General features: G+C 68.4%; 11 protein-coding genes. 8 read left to right on the forward strand and 3 right to left on the reverse strand.

Translation table 11 applies throughout. The annotated features are described in order from the left end of the window. Positions 1-59: 59 nt before the first annotated feature. The 4 genes from ACYVDK_RS07545 to xdhC all read left to right on the forward strand — a co-directional run bounded on the left by ACYVDK_RS07545 (position 60) and on the right by xdhC (position 5,338). Positions 60-209, forward strand: a complete 150-nt coding sequence (locus ACYVDK_RS07545) for a hypothetical protein (protein WP_460520234.1) — start codon at positions 60-62, stop codon at positions 207-209. 219 nt (positions 210-428) lie between these two features. After that, on the forward strand, positions 429-1,973 hold the full coding sequence (locus ACYVDK_RS07550; RefSeq protein ID WP_460520236.1) for a xanthine dehydrogenase small subunit: 1,545 nt from the start codon (positions 429-431) through the stop codon (positions 1,971-1,973). Beyond that, positions 1,970-4,450 (forward strand): xanthine dehydrogenase molybdopterin binding subunit, encoded by a 2,481-nt coding sequence (gene xdhB / locus ACYVDK_RS07555; RefSeq protein ID WP_460520239.1) that lies wholly within the window; start codon positions 1,970-1,972, stop codon positions 4,448-4,450. Before ACYVDK_RS07550 ends, xdhB begins: the two co-directional genes overlap by 4 nt. Before the next feature lie 3 nt (positions 4,451-4,453). Further along, positions 4,454-5,338: a xanthine dehydrogenase accessory protein XdhC gene (gene xdhC / locus ACYVDK_RS07560; protein ID WP_460520242.1), complete on the forward strand. Its 885-nt coding sequence runs from the start codon at positions 4,454-4,456 to the stop codon at positions 5,336-5,338. Between the two features lie 154 nt (positions 5,339-5,492). On the opposite strand, the gene ACYVDK_RS07565 is transcribed toward xdhC, so the two are convergent. The 3 genes from ACYVDK_RS07565 to ACYVDK_RS07575 all read right to left on the reverse strand — a co-directional run bounded on the left by ACYVDK_RS07565 (position 5,493) and on the right by ACYVDK_RS07575 (position 9,168). Further along, positions 5,493-6,965: an NCS2 family permease gene (locus ACYVDK_RS07565; protein ID WP_460520244.1), complete on the reverse strand. Its 1,473-nt coding sequence runs from the start codon at positions 6,963-6,965 to the stop codon at positions 5,493-5,495. Between the two features lie 121 nt (positions 6,966-7,086). Then, entirely contained in the window at positions 7,087-7,578 is a 492-nt protein-coding gene (locus tag ACYVDK_RS07570; RefSeq protein ID WP_460520247.1) for a nucleoside deaminase, read from the reverse strand. A gap of 237 nt (positions 7,579-7,815) precedes the next feature. Further along, the gene (locus ACYVDK_RS07575; protein WP_460520250.1) at positions 7,816-9,168 is read right to left on the reverse strand and encodes an amidohydrolase family protein; all 1,353 of its coding nucleotides are present in this window, start codon (positions 9,166-9,168) and stop codon (positions 7,816-7,818) included. 455 nt (positions 9,169-9,623) lie between these two features. Between ACYVDK_RS07575 and ACYVDK_RS07580 the strand changes: the two genes are divergently transcribed. From ACYVDK_RS07580 to rpsI, 4 genes are all read left to right on the forward strand, one after another. Continuing rightward, positions 9,624-11,225 (forward strand): nucleobase:cation symporter-2 family protein, encoded by a 1,602-nt coding sequence (locus ACYVDK_RS07580; RefSeq protein ID WP_460520253.1) that lies wholly within the window; start codon positions 9,624-9,626, stop codon positions 11,223-11,225. A gap of 191 nt (positions 11,226-11,416) precedes the next feature. Beyond that, positions 11,417-12,325, forward strand: a complete 909-nt coding sequence (locus ACYVDK_RS07585; protein ID WP_460520256.1) for a tRNA pseudouridine synthase A — start codon at positions 11,417-11,419, stop codon at positions 12,323-12,325. 282 nt (positions 12,326-12,607) lie between these two features. Continuing rightward, the gene (rplM, locus tag ACYVDK_RS07590) at positions 12,608-13,054 is read left to right on the forward strand and encodes a large ribosomal subunit protein uL13 (protein ID WP_460520259.1); all 447 of its coding nucleotides are present in this window, start codon (positions 12,608-12,610) and stop codon (positions 13,052-13,054) included. A 54-nt stretch (positions 13,055-13,108) separates the two neighbouring features. After that, on the forward strand, positions 13,109-13,600 hold the full coding sequence (gene rpsI / locus ACYVDK_RS07595; RefSeq protein ID WP_460520261.1) for a 30S ribosomal protein S9: 492 nt from the start codon (positions 13,109-13,111) through the stop codon (positions 13,598-13,600). The last annotated feature ends 10 nt before the right edge of the window (positions 13,601-13,610 follow it).

Genomic DNA, 13,610 nt, shown 5'->3' on the forward strand with positions numbered 1-13,610 from the left:
GGGAACCGGACGGGGAACCAGACGGAGAACCAGACGGAGAACCAAACAGAAAGGGACTGATGAGAATGACCATCGAGGCCGAACGGGCAGAGTCGCCGGAGCCAGAGGCGTTCGCGTGGAACGGTGCCGATCCGGACTTCTACGTGCCCGACGAACGCGATGGGCGCGCCGGGTGGTGGCGCCGTCTTCTCGGGGCGCAGCCGCACTGACGCGCGCCAGGGAGACGGATGCTCGGGCATCCGTTATCCGTATCGCGAAAGTTCGATTTCGAAATCCAGCACATTCTCGCGAAGGAGCGGGTAAACTCGCCAGGACCGGCGCGGCGTCGTCGTGCCCGGTGTACAACGTGGGCGGCGTCTGACGGCGCGAATTCCCCTCAACGATGAGGTACGGCCTTTCGTGTCCTCGCGAACGACTAGGAGTTGGTCATGGGTGACCCCATGCTCACCGTGAACGGGCTTCGGCGGCGCATCGACGCTCCGGCCCACGCGACCGCGCTGGACTGGCTGCGCGGCGAAGGTCTCACCGGCTGCAAGGAGGGCTGCGCGGAGGGCGAATGCGGCGCCTGCGCCGTTCTCGTCGCCACGGTCGACGGAAACGGCGGCACGTCGTGGACAGCCGTCAACGCCTGCCTTGTGCCCGTCGCCGCGCTCGACGGTCAGGAGGTGATCACCTCCGAGGGACTCGGCACACCGGATGCCCTTCATCCGGTGCAGGAGGAGCTCGCGACCCGCGGTGGATCGCAGTGCGGATACTGCACGCCCGGTTTCGTGTGCAGCATGGCGGGGGAGTACTACCGGGCTGACCGCGAACCGGGAACCGGGAGCACAGGCGCCCCCGGCGGCACAGGTACCACAACCGTCAGCACAGGCACCGCCGTCGGCACAGGCGCCACAGCGGCCGTCGAACCGGCCGAGCCGGACTACGAGCACGGCCCGAACGGCTTCGATCTGCACGCGCTGAGCGGCAACCTCTGCCGGTGCACCGGTTACCGCCCGATCCGCGATGCCGCTTATGCGTTGGGCGAGCCGTCAGATGCCGACCCGCTCGCCGCTCGCCGCGCTGCGCCGGCCCCCGGCCCGGTCGCCACCGACGTCTCCGCGGCCGATGGCCGCTTCGTGCGACCCGCGACCCTCGAGGACGCGCTCGCGCTTCTCGCCGCCGAGCCCGGAGCCGTGCTCGTGGCCGGCTCGACGGACTGGGGCGTCGAGGTCAATCTCCGCGGCCGGCGCGCACCGCTCGTCGTCGCGATCGATCGCCTGACCGAGCTGCACGGCATCCACGTCGGCGACGACGTCATCGAGATCGGTGCGGCCGTGACGCTCACCGAGATCGAGCGGCAGTTGGGGGCGCGCGTGCCGCTGCTCGGCGAGCTGATTCCGCAGTTCGCGTCCCGTCTCATCCGCAACCGGGCGACGATCGGAGGCAACCTGGGCACCGGCTCGCCCATCGGCGACACCCCGCCCGCTCTGCTGGCGCTCAATGCCCACGTCGTGCTCGCCTCAGCGGACGGCGAACGCGAGGTGGATCTCGCCGACTACTTCACCGGATACCGGCAGACGCTGAAGCGCGTCGACGAGTTGATCCGCGCGGTGCGCATCCCGCGGTCGCTGGCACCGTTCACGGCGTTCCACAAGATCGCGAAGCGGCGTTTCGACGACATCTCGAGTGTCGCCGTCGCGTTCGCGCTCGACATCGAGGATGACGTCGTCACCGCCGCGAAGATCGGCCTCGGCGGCGTCGCCGCGACGCCGCTGCGCGCGCGTGCCACCGAAGACGAGCTGCTCGGCTCGGTGTGGTGCGCCGACACGGTGCGGGAGGCGGCGATCGTGCTGGGACGAGAGGGCACGCCGATGGCGGATCACCGGGCATCCGGCGAGTACCGGGCGATCATGCTGAGCCAGGCGCTGCTGAAGTTCTACGCCCAGACGACCGACCCACGCACGGCCCAGAAGGTGGAGGTGGCATCATGAGCGAGCTGTCCGACCGTCCGGTCGGCGCCGTCGTCGGCGTGCCCGAGGCGCACGAGAGCGCGAACGGACACGTCACAGGCACTGCGCTGTACACCGACGACATCGCCGAGCGGCGGCACGACGTGCTGAGCGCGTGGCCGGTGCAGTCGCCGCACGCCCACGCGCGCATCCTCTCCATCGACACCGGTGACGCTCTCGCCGTTGCCGGCGTGGTGCGCGTGCTGACCGCCGACGACATCCCGGGCGTCAACGACGCGGGCGTCAAGCACGACGAGCCGCTGCTGCCGCGCGAGGCGATGTACCACGGGCACGCCGTGTGCTGGGTGCTGGGTGAGAGTGTCGACGCGGCTCGGCTCGGCGCGGCCGCCGTGCACGTCGAGTACGAGGTGCTGTCCTCGATCATCACGGTCGCCGAGGCGATCGAGGCCGGCTCGTTCCAGGGCGTGCAGCGCACGTCACGACGGGGGAATGTCGACAAGGCGCTCGCCGAAGCGGCACACGTGTTCGAGGGGATCATCGAGACGGGTGCGCAGGAGCACTTCTACCTCGAGACGCACGCGTCGCTCGCCTACTTCGACGAGGGCGGCCAGCTGTATGTGCAGGCCAGCACGCAGCATCCGACCGAGACGCAGGAGATCGTCGCGCACGTGCTGGGGCTGGCCTCGAACGAGGTGACGGTGCAGTGCATCCGCATGGGCGGCGGCTTCGGCGGCAAAGAGACCCAGCCGCACGGCCTGGCAGCGATCGCCGCGCTCGGCACGAAGCTCACCGGCCGCCCGGTGCGGTTGCGGCTGAACCGCACGCAAGATCTCACCATGACGGGAAAGCGGCCGGGGTTCCGCACCACCTGGAAGGCAGGCTTCGACGACGATGGCAGGATCGTCGCGCTGAAGACCACGCTCACCGCGGACGGGGGCTGGTGCCTCGACCTGATGGAGGCTGTCGTCAGCCGGGCGCTCTGCCACCTCGACAACGCCTACTGGATTCCGAACGTCGAAGCGCTCGGCCGCATCGCGAAGACGAACAAGACGTCGCACACGGCCTTCCGGGGCTTCGGCGGCCCGCAGGGTGTGCTCCTGATCGAGACCATCTTCGGTGAGGCGGCCCCGGTGCTCGGCATCGAGCCGGCGGAGCTTCGTCGCCGCAACTTCTACGAGGCGGGGCAGACGACGCCGTACGGGCAGGTGGTGCGCGACGCCGAGCGGATGCCCGACATCTGGAACCAGGTGCTCGAGGGCTCGGACTACCGCGCACGCAGCGCGGGGATCGCCGAATTCAACGCGACGCACCCGGACGTGAAGCGGGCGCTGGCGATCACGCCGATCAAGTTCGGCATCTCGTTCAACGTCGCGGCGTTCAACCAGGCCGGCGCCCTCGTGCTCATCTACAAGGACGGCTCCGTGCTCATCAACCACGGCGGCACCGAGATGGGCCAGGGTCTGCACACCAAGATGCTGCAGGTCGCGGCCACGGCGTTGGGCGTGCCGAGGCAGAGCGTGCGCCTGGCGCCCACCCGCACAGACAAGGTGCCGAACACGTCGGCGACCTCCGCATCGACCGGTGCAGACCTCAACGGCGCCGCGGTGAAGGATGCCTGCGAGCAGCTCCGTGACCGCCTCGCCGTCGTCGCGGGCGGCCTGCTGGGTGTGAGCCCGCGCGACGTACGGTTCGAGAACGGAGTCGTGACGGGCCTCGGTGCAGGCGATCGCTCGCTGTCGTTCGGCGAGGTGGTCACGGCCGCGTACTGGCAACGCGTGCAGCTGTCGGCGGCCGGCTACTACCGCACGGAGGGGCTGCACTGGGACCCGGAGAACTGGCAGGGCTCGCCGTTCAAGTACTTCGCGTACGGCGCGGCCGCCACCGAGGTCGAAGTGGACGGATTCACCGGCGCCTACCGCACCCGTCGCGTCGACATCGTGCACGAGGCGGGCGACTCCCTGTCGCCGCTGATCGACATCGGCCAGATCGAGGGCGGCTACGTGCAGGGGGCCGGCTGGCTCACGCTGGAGGACATGCGGTGGGATGCCTCGGACGGCCCGAGCCGCGGCCGCCTGCTCACCCAGGCGGCGAGCACGTACAAGCTGCCGAGCTTCTCCGAGATGCCCGAGGTGTTCAACGTGACGCTCTACGACAAGGGGCACGAGCCCGGATCGGTGTACGGATCGAAGGCCGTCGGCGAGCCGCCGCTGATGCTGGCGCTGAGCGTGCGCGAGGCGTTGCGGCAGGCTATCGCGTCGTTCGGCGCTCCGGGAACGAGTGTGCGGCTGTCGTCGCCATCCACACCGGAGACCGTGTTCTGGGCGATCCAGGCGACGCGAGGTTCTGCGGCGGCGTCGGATGCCTCGGGCGAGAAAGCTGCGGGGGTCGAGAGCGAGGCATCCATGCGCGCTCCGGATGAGGCAACCCTCGAAGCAGTGGGTGCCTCGAGGGGTTCCGCAGACGCTGAACCCGCGGGCGCCGACGTGCTCGTGGACTGACGCATGGACTGGCTGGCGGCGCTCGGCGGCCTGCGTGCCGCGCATGAGCCGGGCGTGCTCGTCACGCTCGTGACGGTGCGCGGACACGCTCCAAGGGCGGCCGGCGCCAAGATGGTCGTCGGCGCCCACACGGTGTGGGACACGATCGGCGGCGGCAACCTCGAAGAGACCGCTGTGGAGCGCTCACGGGCGATGATCGAGGCCGGCGCGAAGACGCCGGAGCTGTTCTCGTTGACGCTCAGCGACAAGGCACCCGCGGAGTACGGCGTGCAGTGCTGCGGAGGAGAGGTGACGATTCTGATGGAACCGGTGCGCACCGTGCCGTCGGTCGCCGTGTTCGGCATGGGACACGTGGGTCTGGAACTGGCGATCATCCTGTCGCGGCACGACCTGGACCTCACGCTGGTGGACTCACGGGCCGATCTGCTCGACGCGACGCGGCTGGCCCCGGCGATGGGCGGCCTCGCCCGAGTGCGGGTGTGTCACGAACCGGTGCCGGAGTCCGTCTTCCCGTCCCTCCCGGCCGGGTCGTATGCGCTCATCCTGACGCACGACCACGCTGAAGACCTCGCGCTGTGCGAGAGCGCGCTGGCGCAGGATGCGCTCGCCTACATCGGACTGATCGGCTCGGCCTCGAAGTGGGCGAGGTTCCGCAAGCAGCTGACGGATGCCGGACACACGCCGGCAGACCTGGAACGCATCACGACGCCGATCGGGCTGCCCACGACGTCGGATGCCGGTGGCATCCGCGCGAAGGACCCGGCGGCGATCGCCGTCTCGGTCGCGGCCGACCTGCTGATGCGCTTCGAGCGCGATGGAGCCAGGAGCGAAGGCCCAGTGGGCCTTCGCCGCGACCCCGGAGCCGAGGCGGCTGCGCCGACTCGGTGAGCGGATACCGGCTCCCGACCCGACCCCGCGAGACCGCACGCCCGGCCAGAACCCCGCGAGACTGCACGCCCGGCCCGAAACAGTGGGTGTCACCCGCTGTCTCGGCGCGGACGTGCAGTCTCGCGGAAACGCTCGAGGCGCGCGACGGCGCCGCTCAGTGCACGAGCTGCTCGATCACCCCGACGCCGAAGAACACCACGAACGCGGCGGCGACGCCCCACATCAGCGGATGCACCTCTTTGGCGCGACCCTGCACGGCACGGATGACGACGTAGGCGATGAAGCCGGCACCGAGGCCGTTGGCGATCGAGTAGGTCAGCGGCATGAGCGCCACCGTGAAGAACGCCGGGATCGCGATGCCGTAGTCGGACCAGTCGATGTCTTTCACGTGCGTGACCATCATGAAACCGACGATCACGAGCGCCGGGGCCACGGCCTCGAACGGCACGATCCCGGCCAGCGGCGCGAAGAACGAGATGATGATGAACAGCCCGCCGGTCACCAGGCTGGCGATGCCGGTGCGGGCGCCCTCGCCGATTCCGGCCGCCGACTCGACGAAGATCTCACCGCTGGAGATCGACGAGAGGCCGCCGACCGCCGATGCCGCGGCATCCACCAGCAGCACCGGGTTGGCGTCGACGAAGTTGTTCTGCTTGTCGAGCAGGCCACCCTGGCTGGCGAGGCCCGTCATCGTGCCCATCGCGTCGAAGAACACCGTCAGCAGGATCGTGAACGTCAGGAGCGTCGCGGCGATCGCGCCGATGTGTGTGAACGCTCCGATGAGGTTGACCTGGCCGAACAGCGACAGATTGGGCACTGACACCCAGGTCGACGGGAATGTCGGCACCGTGAGCGCCCAGCCCGACGGATCCTTCGCGCTGCCGGCCGGCGTGTTCGTGAAGGCCTGAACGATCATGGCGAAGATGGTCGTGCCGATGATTCCGATCAGGATGCCGCCTTTCACCTTGCGCACGATCAGGATGACCATGGCGATCATCCCGACCACGAACACGAGGGTGGGCCAGCCGAGCAGCAGGCCGCCCTGGCCGAGGCTCACCGGCACCGACGTGTGGGCGTCGTCGGGCACGCGCCGCACGAATCCGGCGTTCACGAAGCCGATGGTCGCGATGAACAGGCCGATTCCGGCGACGATCGCGATCTTCAGTCCGCTCGGCACAGCGCGGAAAACGGCTTCTCGCAGGCCGAGGAGCACCAGGATGAACATGACCACGCCCGAGATCAGCACGAGCCCCATCACGTCGCCCCAGGTGAGGCCCTTCGTGGTGGCGATCGTCGCGGAGACGAAGCCCGAAACGCCGAGCCCTGCGGAGAGCGCGAACGGGTACCGCGCGATCAGGCCCATCAGAATCGTCATGACGCCCGAGACGACGGCGGTTATGGCCGCCACCTGCGGAATACCCAGGGTGTGGCCGGATCCGTCCGGGGCGCTCAGGATGAGCGGATTCAGCACGACGATGTAGACCATCGCGAAGAACGTGGCGAAGCCGCCGCGGAACTCGCGGCCGATGGTCGAGCCGCGCTCGGTCAGTTTGAAGTAGCGGTCGAATCGACCGACGGGCTTCGGCGGTGCTGAATCAGCATCGTCGACGGTCAGTTGTTCAGTCATGAAACGCCTCGTTTCGTCACCGGTGCGACTCTGCGCCGGGGTGGGAATGGTGGTGGATTGCCGGTGGAACGGATGCTCGACAGCCGACAGTATCGGCCGGCGCCTCGGGAGATCGAGGGACTCAGTACTCTATGCGGTCGACGAACGAGCCCCAGGTGGTGAACGGCTCGAGATGGCCGGCGTCGGTCAGCTGCAGGTGCTCCACCTGCATCGGACGGTCGGCGGCGGGCGTCTCGAAGAACTCGTAGAACACGGCGTCGTCGAACCCGGCAGCTGCCGCGTCGTTGCGGTCGGCGGCGAAGACGACGCGGTCCACGCGAGCCCACAGGGCGGAGGCGAGGCACATCGGGCAGGGCTCGCAGCTCGAGTAGAGCGTGGCACCGGTCAGGTCGAAGGTGCCGGTCTCGGAACAGGCCGTGCGGATCGCGGTGACCTCGGCGTGCGCCGTGGGGTCGTTGTTCGCGGTCACGCGGTTGACGCCCTCGAAGGAGAGACCCGAGGCGGTCACGACGACGGCGCCGAACGGGCCGCCGCCCTTCAGGACGTTCTCGGTCGCGAGCCGCGCGGCGTGGCTCAGATGGTCGTGATCGGTGTGACTGATGACGGTGCTCATGCGCTGAAGTCTTCCTCGAAGGAAGCGGATGCGCGCCCCGGATCGGCGCGAGCGCGCGTGCCAGGGAATGCCCCGCTTCACGTTGGATGAACGTTGCGCCCGGGTAGATAGCGACCCTGTCGGGTGCCCGCCTTTGGGCACCGATGATGCTAACACCGATCGAAACCGATCTCCACACATTTTGGAATGCAAATCTTGGATGGTGGAAATAACGTGACTCGAGTCACGGTGCGCGCGTTAGGCATCAGCGAGGAGGCGACGCGCTGCGGCGCTGTGTTCGGCGATCAGTCCCGGCAGATCCAGCCCGACGATCGCCCCGTCGACCACGCGCCAGCGGCCGCCCACCATCACGCGGTCGGCCGAGCTCGCTCCGCACAGCAGCAGGGCCGCGATCGGGTCGTGGCTTCCCGAGAACCGCAGGTCGTCGAGTGCGAACAGGGCGAGGTCCGCCTGCTTGCCGACGGCGAGGCATCCGATGTCGTCCCGGCCGAGCGTCGCGGCGGATCCCCTTGTCGCCCAGCCGAGCACGCGCTCGGGCGTGACCTGGGCGGCCGGGTAGCGCAGCCTGCCGATGAGCAAGGCCTGCCTGGCCTCCCACATCAGGTTCGAGTGGTCGTTCGACGCCGAGCCGTCGACACCGAGACCGACCGGCGAGCCCGCATCTTCGAGTTCGACGGTGCGGCAGATTCCGGATGCCAGCCGCATGTTGGACGACGGGCAGTGCGCGACCGCCGTTCCCGCCGCACCGAGTCGCGCCACCTCCGTGTCGTCGAAGTGGATGCCATGGCCGAGCCACGTTCCGCTGCCCAGCCATCCCACGCTCTCGAGGTAGTCCACGGTGCGCATGCCGAACATCCGTAGGCAGAAGTCCTCCTCGTCGACGGTCTCAGCGAGGTGCGTGTGCAGCCGCACACCGTGCCGGGCGGCCAGCTCCGCACTGGCTCGCATGGTCTGGCGGGTCACGGAGAACGGCGAGCACGGCGCCAGCGCGATCTGGATGCGCGCGCCCGGCCCGCTCTCGTGATAGCTCACGATGAGTCGCTCGCTGTCGGCGAGGATGGCGTCGGCATCCTGCACGGTCGTCTGCGGCGGAAGCCCGCCGTCATCCTCGCCGAGCGACATCGAACCACGGGTCAGAGTCGCGCGCATGCCGAGTTCTCGCACGACGCCGACCTGGATGTCGATCGCCTCTTCGAGCCCTTCGGGGAACAGATAGTGGTGGTCTGCTGCCGTCGTGCATCCCGACAGCAGCAGCTCGGCGAGCGCGGCCGTTGTGGCAAGCTCCACGTCACGCGGAGTGAGGCGTGCCCACACCGGATAGAGGTTCTTCAGCCAGGGGAACAGCGGCGTCGAGGCGACCGGCGCCCACGCGCGGGTGAGCGTCTGGTAGAAGTGGTGGTGCGTGTTGACCAGCCCTGGCAGCACCACATGGGCGCGGGCGTCGAACGTCTCGTCGACGGGTGCGGCCGGCGTGGCACTCGCGCCGAGCACCTCGACGATGGTGCCTTCTTCCACGACCAGGCCGCCCGAGGCGTCCTGGTCGGTGGCCGTGAAGGCGGCGAGCGGGTTCTTGATCCAGAGGCGGGACATGACGGCTCCTTCTCCGACGTGTCGAACTGTGTTCGAACGTCGTGCTGATCGAACGCGGAGCCGCTGGCCGGCACCGCGTCAGCTCAGTGGTCCTGTCTGCTGATCCAGGTGCCCTTCGGGCGTGAGCCACGGTAGGCGGAACAGGCGGCGCGAGTCAACAGCGAACGCTGCCCGCCCATCCCGTCAACAGGACGGTGCGCGCTCTCACGCAGCGAACACGCCCGAATCGGCCTGTTCATGGCCGGATGTCCTGTCGACGGAGATGTGACGGGTTGGATTTCAACGGATTGCGGAGGCCATGCGAGCGTGGTGAGCGCAGTCTTGTAGTTGACAACCCACCCGGTCGAGCGCATACTCGATCCCACCGAAATGGAATAACGATTCCACGAAGTGAAAGTTCGCTAGTACAGCGGACATCCGATGGGGGATGCCCGGAACGACGAGGAGGTCGTACGTTGGCGAAGACGGCTCGAGTACCACGCACGGTGGACACCGCGGCGCGACCCGAGGACGAGAGGCTGCCGATCGGCAAGACCTTCGCCTACGGACTGCAGCACGTGCTGACGATGTACGGCGGCATCATCGCGCCGCCGCTCATCATCGGGCAGGCGGCGCATCTGGATGCGAACAGCATCGCGCTGCTCATCACCTCGTGCCTCTTCATGGGCGGGCTCGCCACCTTGTTGCAGACGATGGGCTTTCCGTTCTTCGGCTCCAAACTTCCGCTGGTGCAGGGCGTCTCGTTCGCCGGCGTGGCGACGATGCTCGCGATCGTCTCCAGCGGCGGCGGCATCCCGGCGATCTTCGGCTCGGTGATCGCCGCGTCGCTGATCGGCCTCGTGCTCGCGCCGTTCTTCGCCCGCATCGTGAGATTCTTCCCGCCGGTCGTCACCGGTGTGGTGATCACCACCATCGGCCTCTCGCTGGTTCCGGTCGCCGCGGGATGGGCGATGGGCGGCCAGGGGTCGAAGGACTTCGGCGACCCGATCAACCTGGGACTCGCGGCGCTCACGCTTGCGATCATCGTCGTGCTCACGAAGGTCGGATCGCCCACCATCTCGCGCCTCTCGATCCTCCTGGCGATGATCATCGCCACGGTGATCGCCGCATTGATCGGCAAGGCGGACTTCTCCAATGTCTTCAACGGGCCGATCGTCGCCTTCCCGACGCCGTTCGCGTTCGGCCTGCCGGTGTTCGAGCCGGCCGGCATCATCTCGATGCTGATCGTGATCCTCGTGACGTTCACGGAGACCACGGCGGACATCCTCGCCGTCGGTGAGATCGTCGGCACCAAGGTCGACTCCAAGCGCATCGCGGCCGGCCTGCGTGCCGACATGCTCTCCAGCGCCGTATCGCCGGTGTTCAACTCCTTCACCCAGAGCGCCTTCGCGCAGAACGTCGGCCTCGTCGCGCTCACCGGCATCAAGACCCGGTTCGCCGTGGCGGCCGGCGGTGTCGTGCTCGTCGCACTCGGCGTGCTGCCCGTGCTCGGTCGCGTGGTCGCCGACATCCCGTTCGGTGTGCTGGGCGGAGCAGGCATCGTGCTCTTCGGCACCGTGGCGGCCAGCGGCATCAAGACCCTGACCAAGGTGAACTTCAAGAGCAGCTTGAACCTGATCATTGTCGCCGTCGCGCTCACGTTCGGCATCCTGCCGATCGTGCAGCCGTCGATCTACGACAAGTTCCCCTCGTGGTTCCAGGTCATCTTCGACTCGGGCATCAGCTCGGCGACGGTCATGGCCATCCTGCTCAACGTCGTCTTCAACCACTTGCACAGCCGTAGCGAACGCAGCCGCTCGGTCTTCGCCTCGGCTCCCGCGCGACTGGTCACCGAGCGGGAGATCGCGGCGCTGGAAGACGGCGACTCCTTCGTCGGGGGCAAGCTCGTGACCGCAGACGGCATGGAAGTGCCAGTGGTCGGTGAAGAGGAGGCCCGCCAGCTGCGCACCACGGCGATCGCGCTGACGCACCTCGAGGAGCCCCGTCCGAAGAAGCGGGGCCGAAAGAGCAAGGGCGCCGGCGCGGCGGGAGGGCCGAGGCCGCAGCCGGGCCTCTGAGCGCAGCCGCTTCGCATTCAGGTGGCGCGACGAGCCGTCCACGCCAGGTGGATGGCTCGTTCCATGACCGGAATGACGTACGCCACGCGCTCGGAGACGCCGGATTCAGCGCCGATCCGCGGCGCGTCCAGCCTCAAGAGCCGCCGAATTCAGCCAAATGGCCGACGCATTCAGCCTCATAGAATGACCGGGTGACAGGGGAGGGTGCGACCGAGGCCGGCGGCGCGCCGACCACTACGCGCATCCGTCTCGGCATCGCATACGACGGCTCCGGCTTCAGCGGATGGAGCAGGCAGCCCGGGTTGCGCACCGTGCAGGGCGTACTCGAAGAGGCCATGCACACGCTGTTCCGCCGCCATGAGCCTGCGCCGACGCTGACCGTCGCCGGACGCACGGATGCCGGCGTGCACGCGCTCGGACAGGTCGCCCACCTCGACCTCACCGCCGATCAGGCAGCTGCCCTGATGCGCCCGCGCAAGCCGCGCAACACGGCCGACGACGCGGATGCCGCTGCCGCCCTGCGCAGGCGGCTCACGGGCATCCTCGGCGCGGCCGACTCCGACGTCGTGATCGTCTCGGCGCAGTCGGCTGAGCCGGGCTTCGACGCCCGCTTCTCCGCGCTGTGGCGGCGCTACGAGTACCGGATTGCGGAAGCCGCGGCGCCGAAGAACCCCATGACCCGCTCGAGCACGCTGTGGTATCCGGCAGTGCTGAACGTTGACGAGATGGATGCCGCAGCACGAACGCTGCTCGGCCTCCACGACTTCGCCGCGTATTGCAGACCGCGCGAGGGTGCCACGACCATCCGCACGCTGCAGGAGTTCGCATGGATGCGCGACGCCTACGGTGCGCTGGTCGCGCGCGTGAAGGCCGACGCGTTCTGCCACAGCATGGTGCGCGCACTGGTCGGTGCGTGCGTCGCAGTGGGGGAGGGCAAGCTCGAGCGTGACGACCTCGTGCTGCTGCGCGACGTCGGCGCGCGGACCAGCGCGTTCAGGGTGATGCCGGCGAAAGGGCTGACGCTGATGGAGGTGGGGTACCCGCATGGCGCAGAGCTCGCGGCCCGCGCGGAGCAGACTCGCGCTCGGCGTGTGCTGTGAGAACCGACCCTGTCACCCTCCAGCGTGGCGTTTGTTCGAGCCCGCGGCCCAGCCGTACATCGCACGTGACGTTCGACGGGGCACCCCGCCGCCGGGTCCTCGGCGATTCGCGCGGATGCAGGGCGTCCGGTAAGCTTGCTCCTTGGTGTCCGCCGACTGCGGCGCGGCATCCGTAGTTGAGCCCTCCATCGGCGGCGTTCCTCCTCAATTCGAGGCGGCAACTCCGCGCCGGAGCGGGATTCACGACCAACCCAACCACGACACAAGAAAGCAGCCACTACTGTGACGCGCACTTTCAGCCCCAAGGCATCCGAGATCCAGCGCGACTGGGTCGTCATCGACGCCACCGACGTGGTGCTCGGCCGCCTGGCCAGCCACACCGCCGCCATTCTGCGCGGCAAGAACAAGCCGACGTTCGCTCCGCACGTCGACACCGGTGACTTCGTCATCATCGTCAACGCCGACAAAGTCGCCCTGACTGGGCAGAAGGCGCTGCAGAAGAAGGCATACCGCCACTCCGGCTACCCGGGCGGCCTCAGGGCCGTTTCGTACTCCGAGCTTCTCGAGAAGAACCCCGTTCGCGCCGTCGAGAAGGCCGTTCGCGGCATGCTGCCGAAGAATTCACTCGGCCGCGCGCAGCTGGGCAAGCTCAAGGTCTACACGGGCAGCGAGCACCCTCACGCGGCACAGCAGCCGAAGCCGTACACCTTCGACCAGGTCGCCCAGTAGGCGCCGGCCTCACCAGAACTCTTCTGACCGAAAAGACAAGGACTGAATTCCATCGTGGCGAAGATCTCCGACCAGCTCGAGGCCCAGGACGTGCCGCAGAGCTTCACGACCGAAACACCGGAAGCCGCGGCCCCCGCCGCGCCGCGCCCGGTACTCAACGTTCCTGGTGCGGCCGTCGGCCGTCGCAAGCAGGCCATCGCGCGTGTGCGCCTCGTTCCAGGCTCCGGCAGCATCACGGTGAACGGCCGTGAGTTCGCCGACTACTTCCCGAACAAGCTGCACCAGCAGCTGATCACCGACCCCTTCAAGGTGCTCGACCTGCTCGGCAGCTACGACGTGATCGCCCGCATCACCGGCGGCGGCCCGTCCGGACAGGCCGGTGCGCTGCGCCTCGGCATCGCCCGTGCGCTGAACGGGATCGATGTCGAGAACAACCGCCCGACCCTGAAGAAGGCAGGCTTCCTCAGCCGCGACGCGCGGGTCAAGGAGCGCAAGAAGGCCGGTCTCAAGAAGGCCCGCAAGGCTCCCCAGTACTCGAAGCGCTGATCCGGCGTTC

This window comes from Humibacter antri (genome assembly GCF_054777235.1).

Bases quoted from the DNA above. Each gene is read 5' to 3' on its own strand.
- xdhB (WP_460520239.1), top strand. From the start codon at position 1,970: ATGAGCGAGCTGTCCGACCGTCCGGTCGGCGCCGTCGTCGGCGTGCCC.
- ACYVDK_RS07550 (WP_460520236.1), top strand. From the start codon at position 429: ATGGGTGACCCCATGCTCACCGTGAACGGGCTTCGGCGGCGCATCGAC.
- ACYVDK_RS07570 (WP_460520247.1), bottom strand. From the start codon at position 7,578: ATGAGCACCGTCATCAGTCACACCGATCACGACCATCTGAGCCACGCC.
- ACYVDK_RS07565 (WP_460520244.1), bottom strand. From the start codon at position 6,965: ATGACTGAACAACTGACCGTCGACGATGCTGATTCAGCACCGCCGAAG.
- ACYVDK_RS07575 (WP_460520250.1), bottom strand. From the start codon at position 9,168: ATGTCCCGCCTCTGGATCAAGAACCCGCTCGCCGCCTTCACGGCCACC.
- ACYVDK_RS07545 (WP_460520234.1), top strand. From the start codon at position 60: ATGAGAATGACCATCGAGGCCGAACGGGCAGAGTCGCCGGAGCCAGAG.
- xdhC (WP_460520242.1), top strand. From the start codon at position 4,454: ATGGACTGGCTGGCGGCGCTCGGCGGCCTGCGTGCCGCGCATGAGCCG.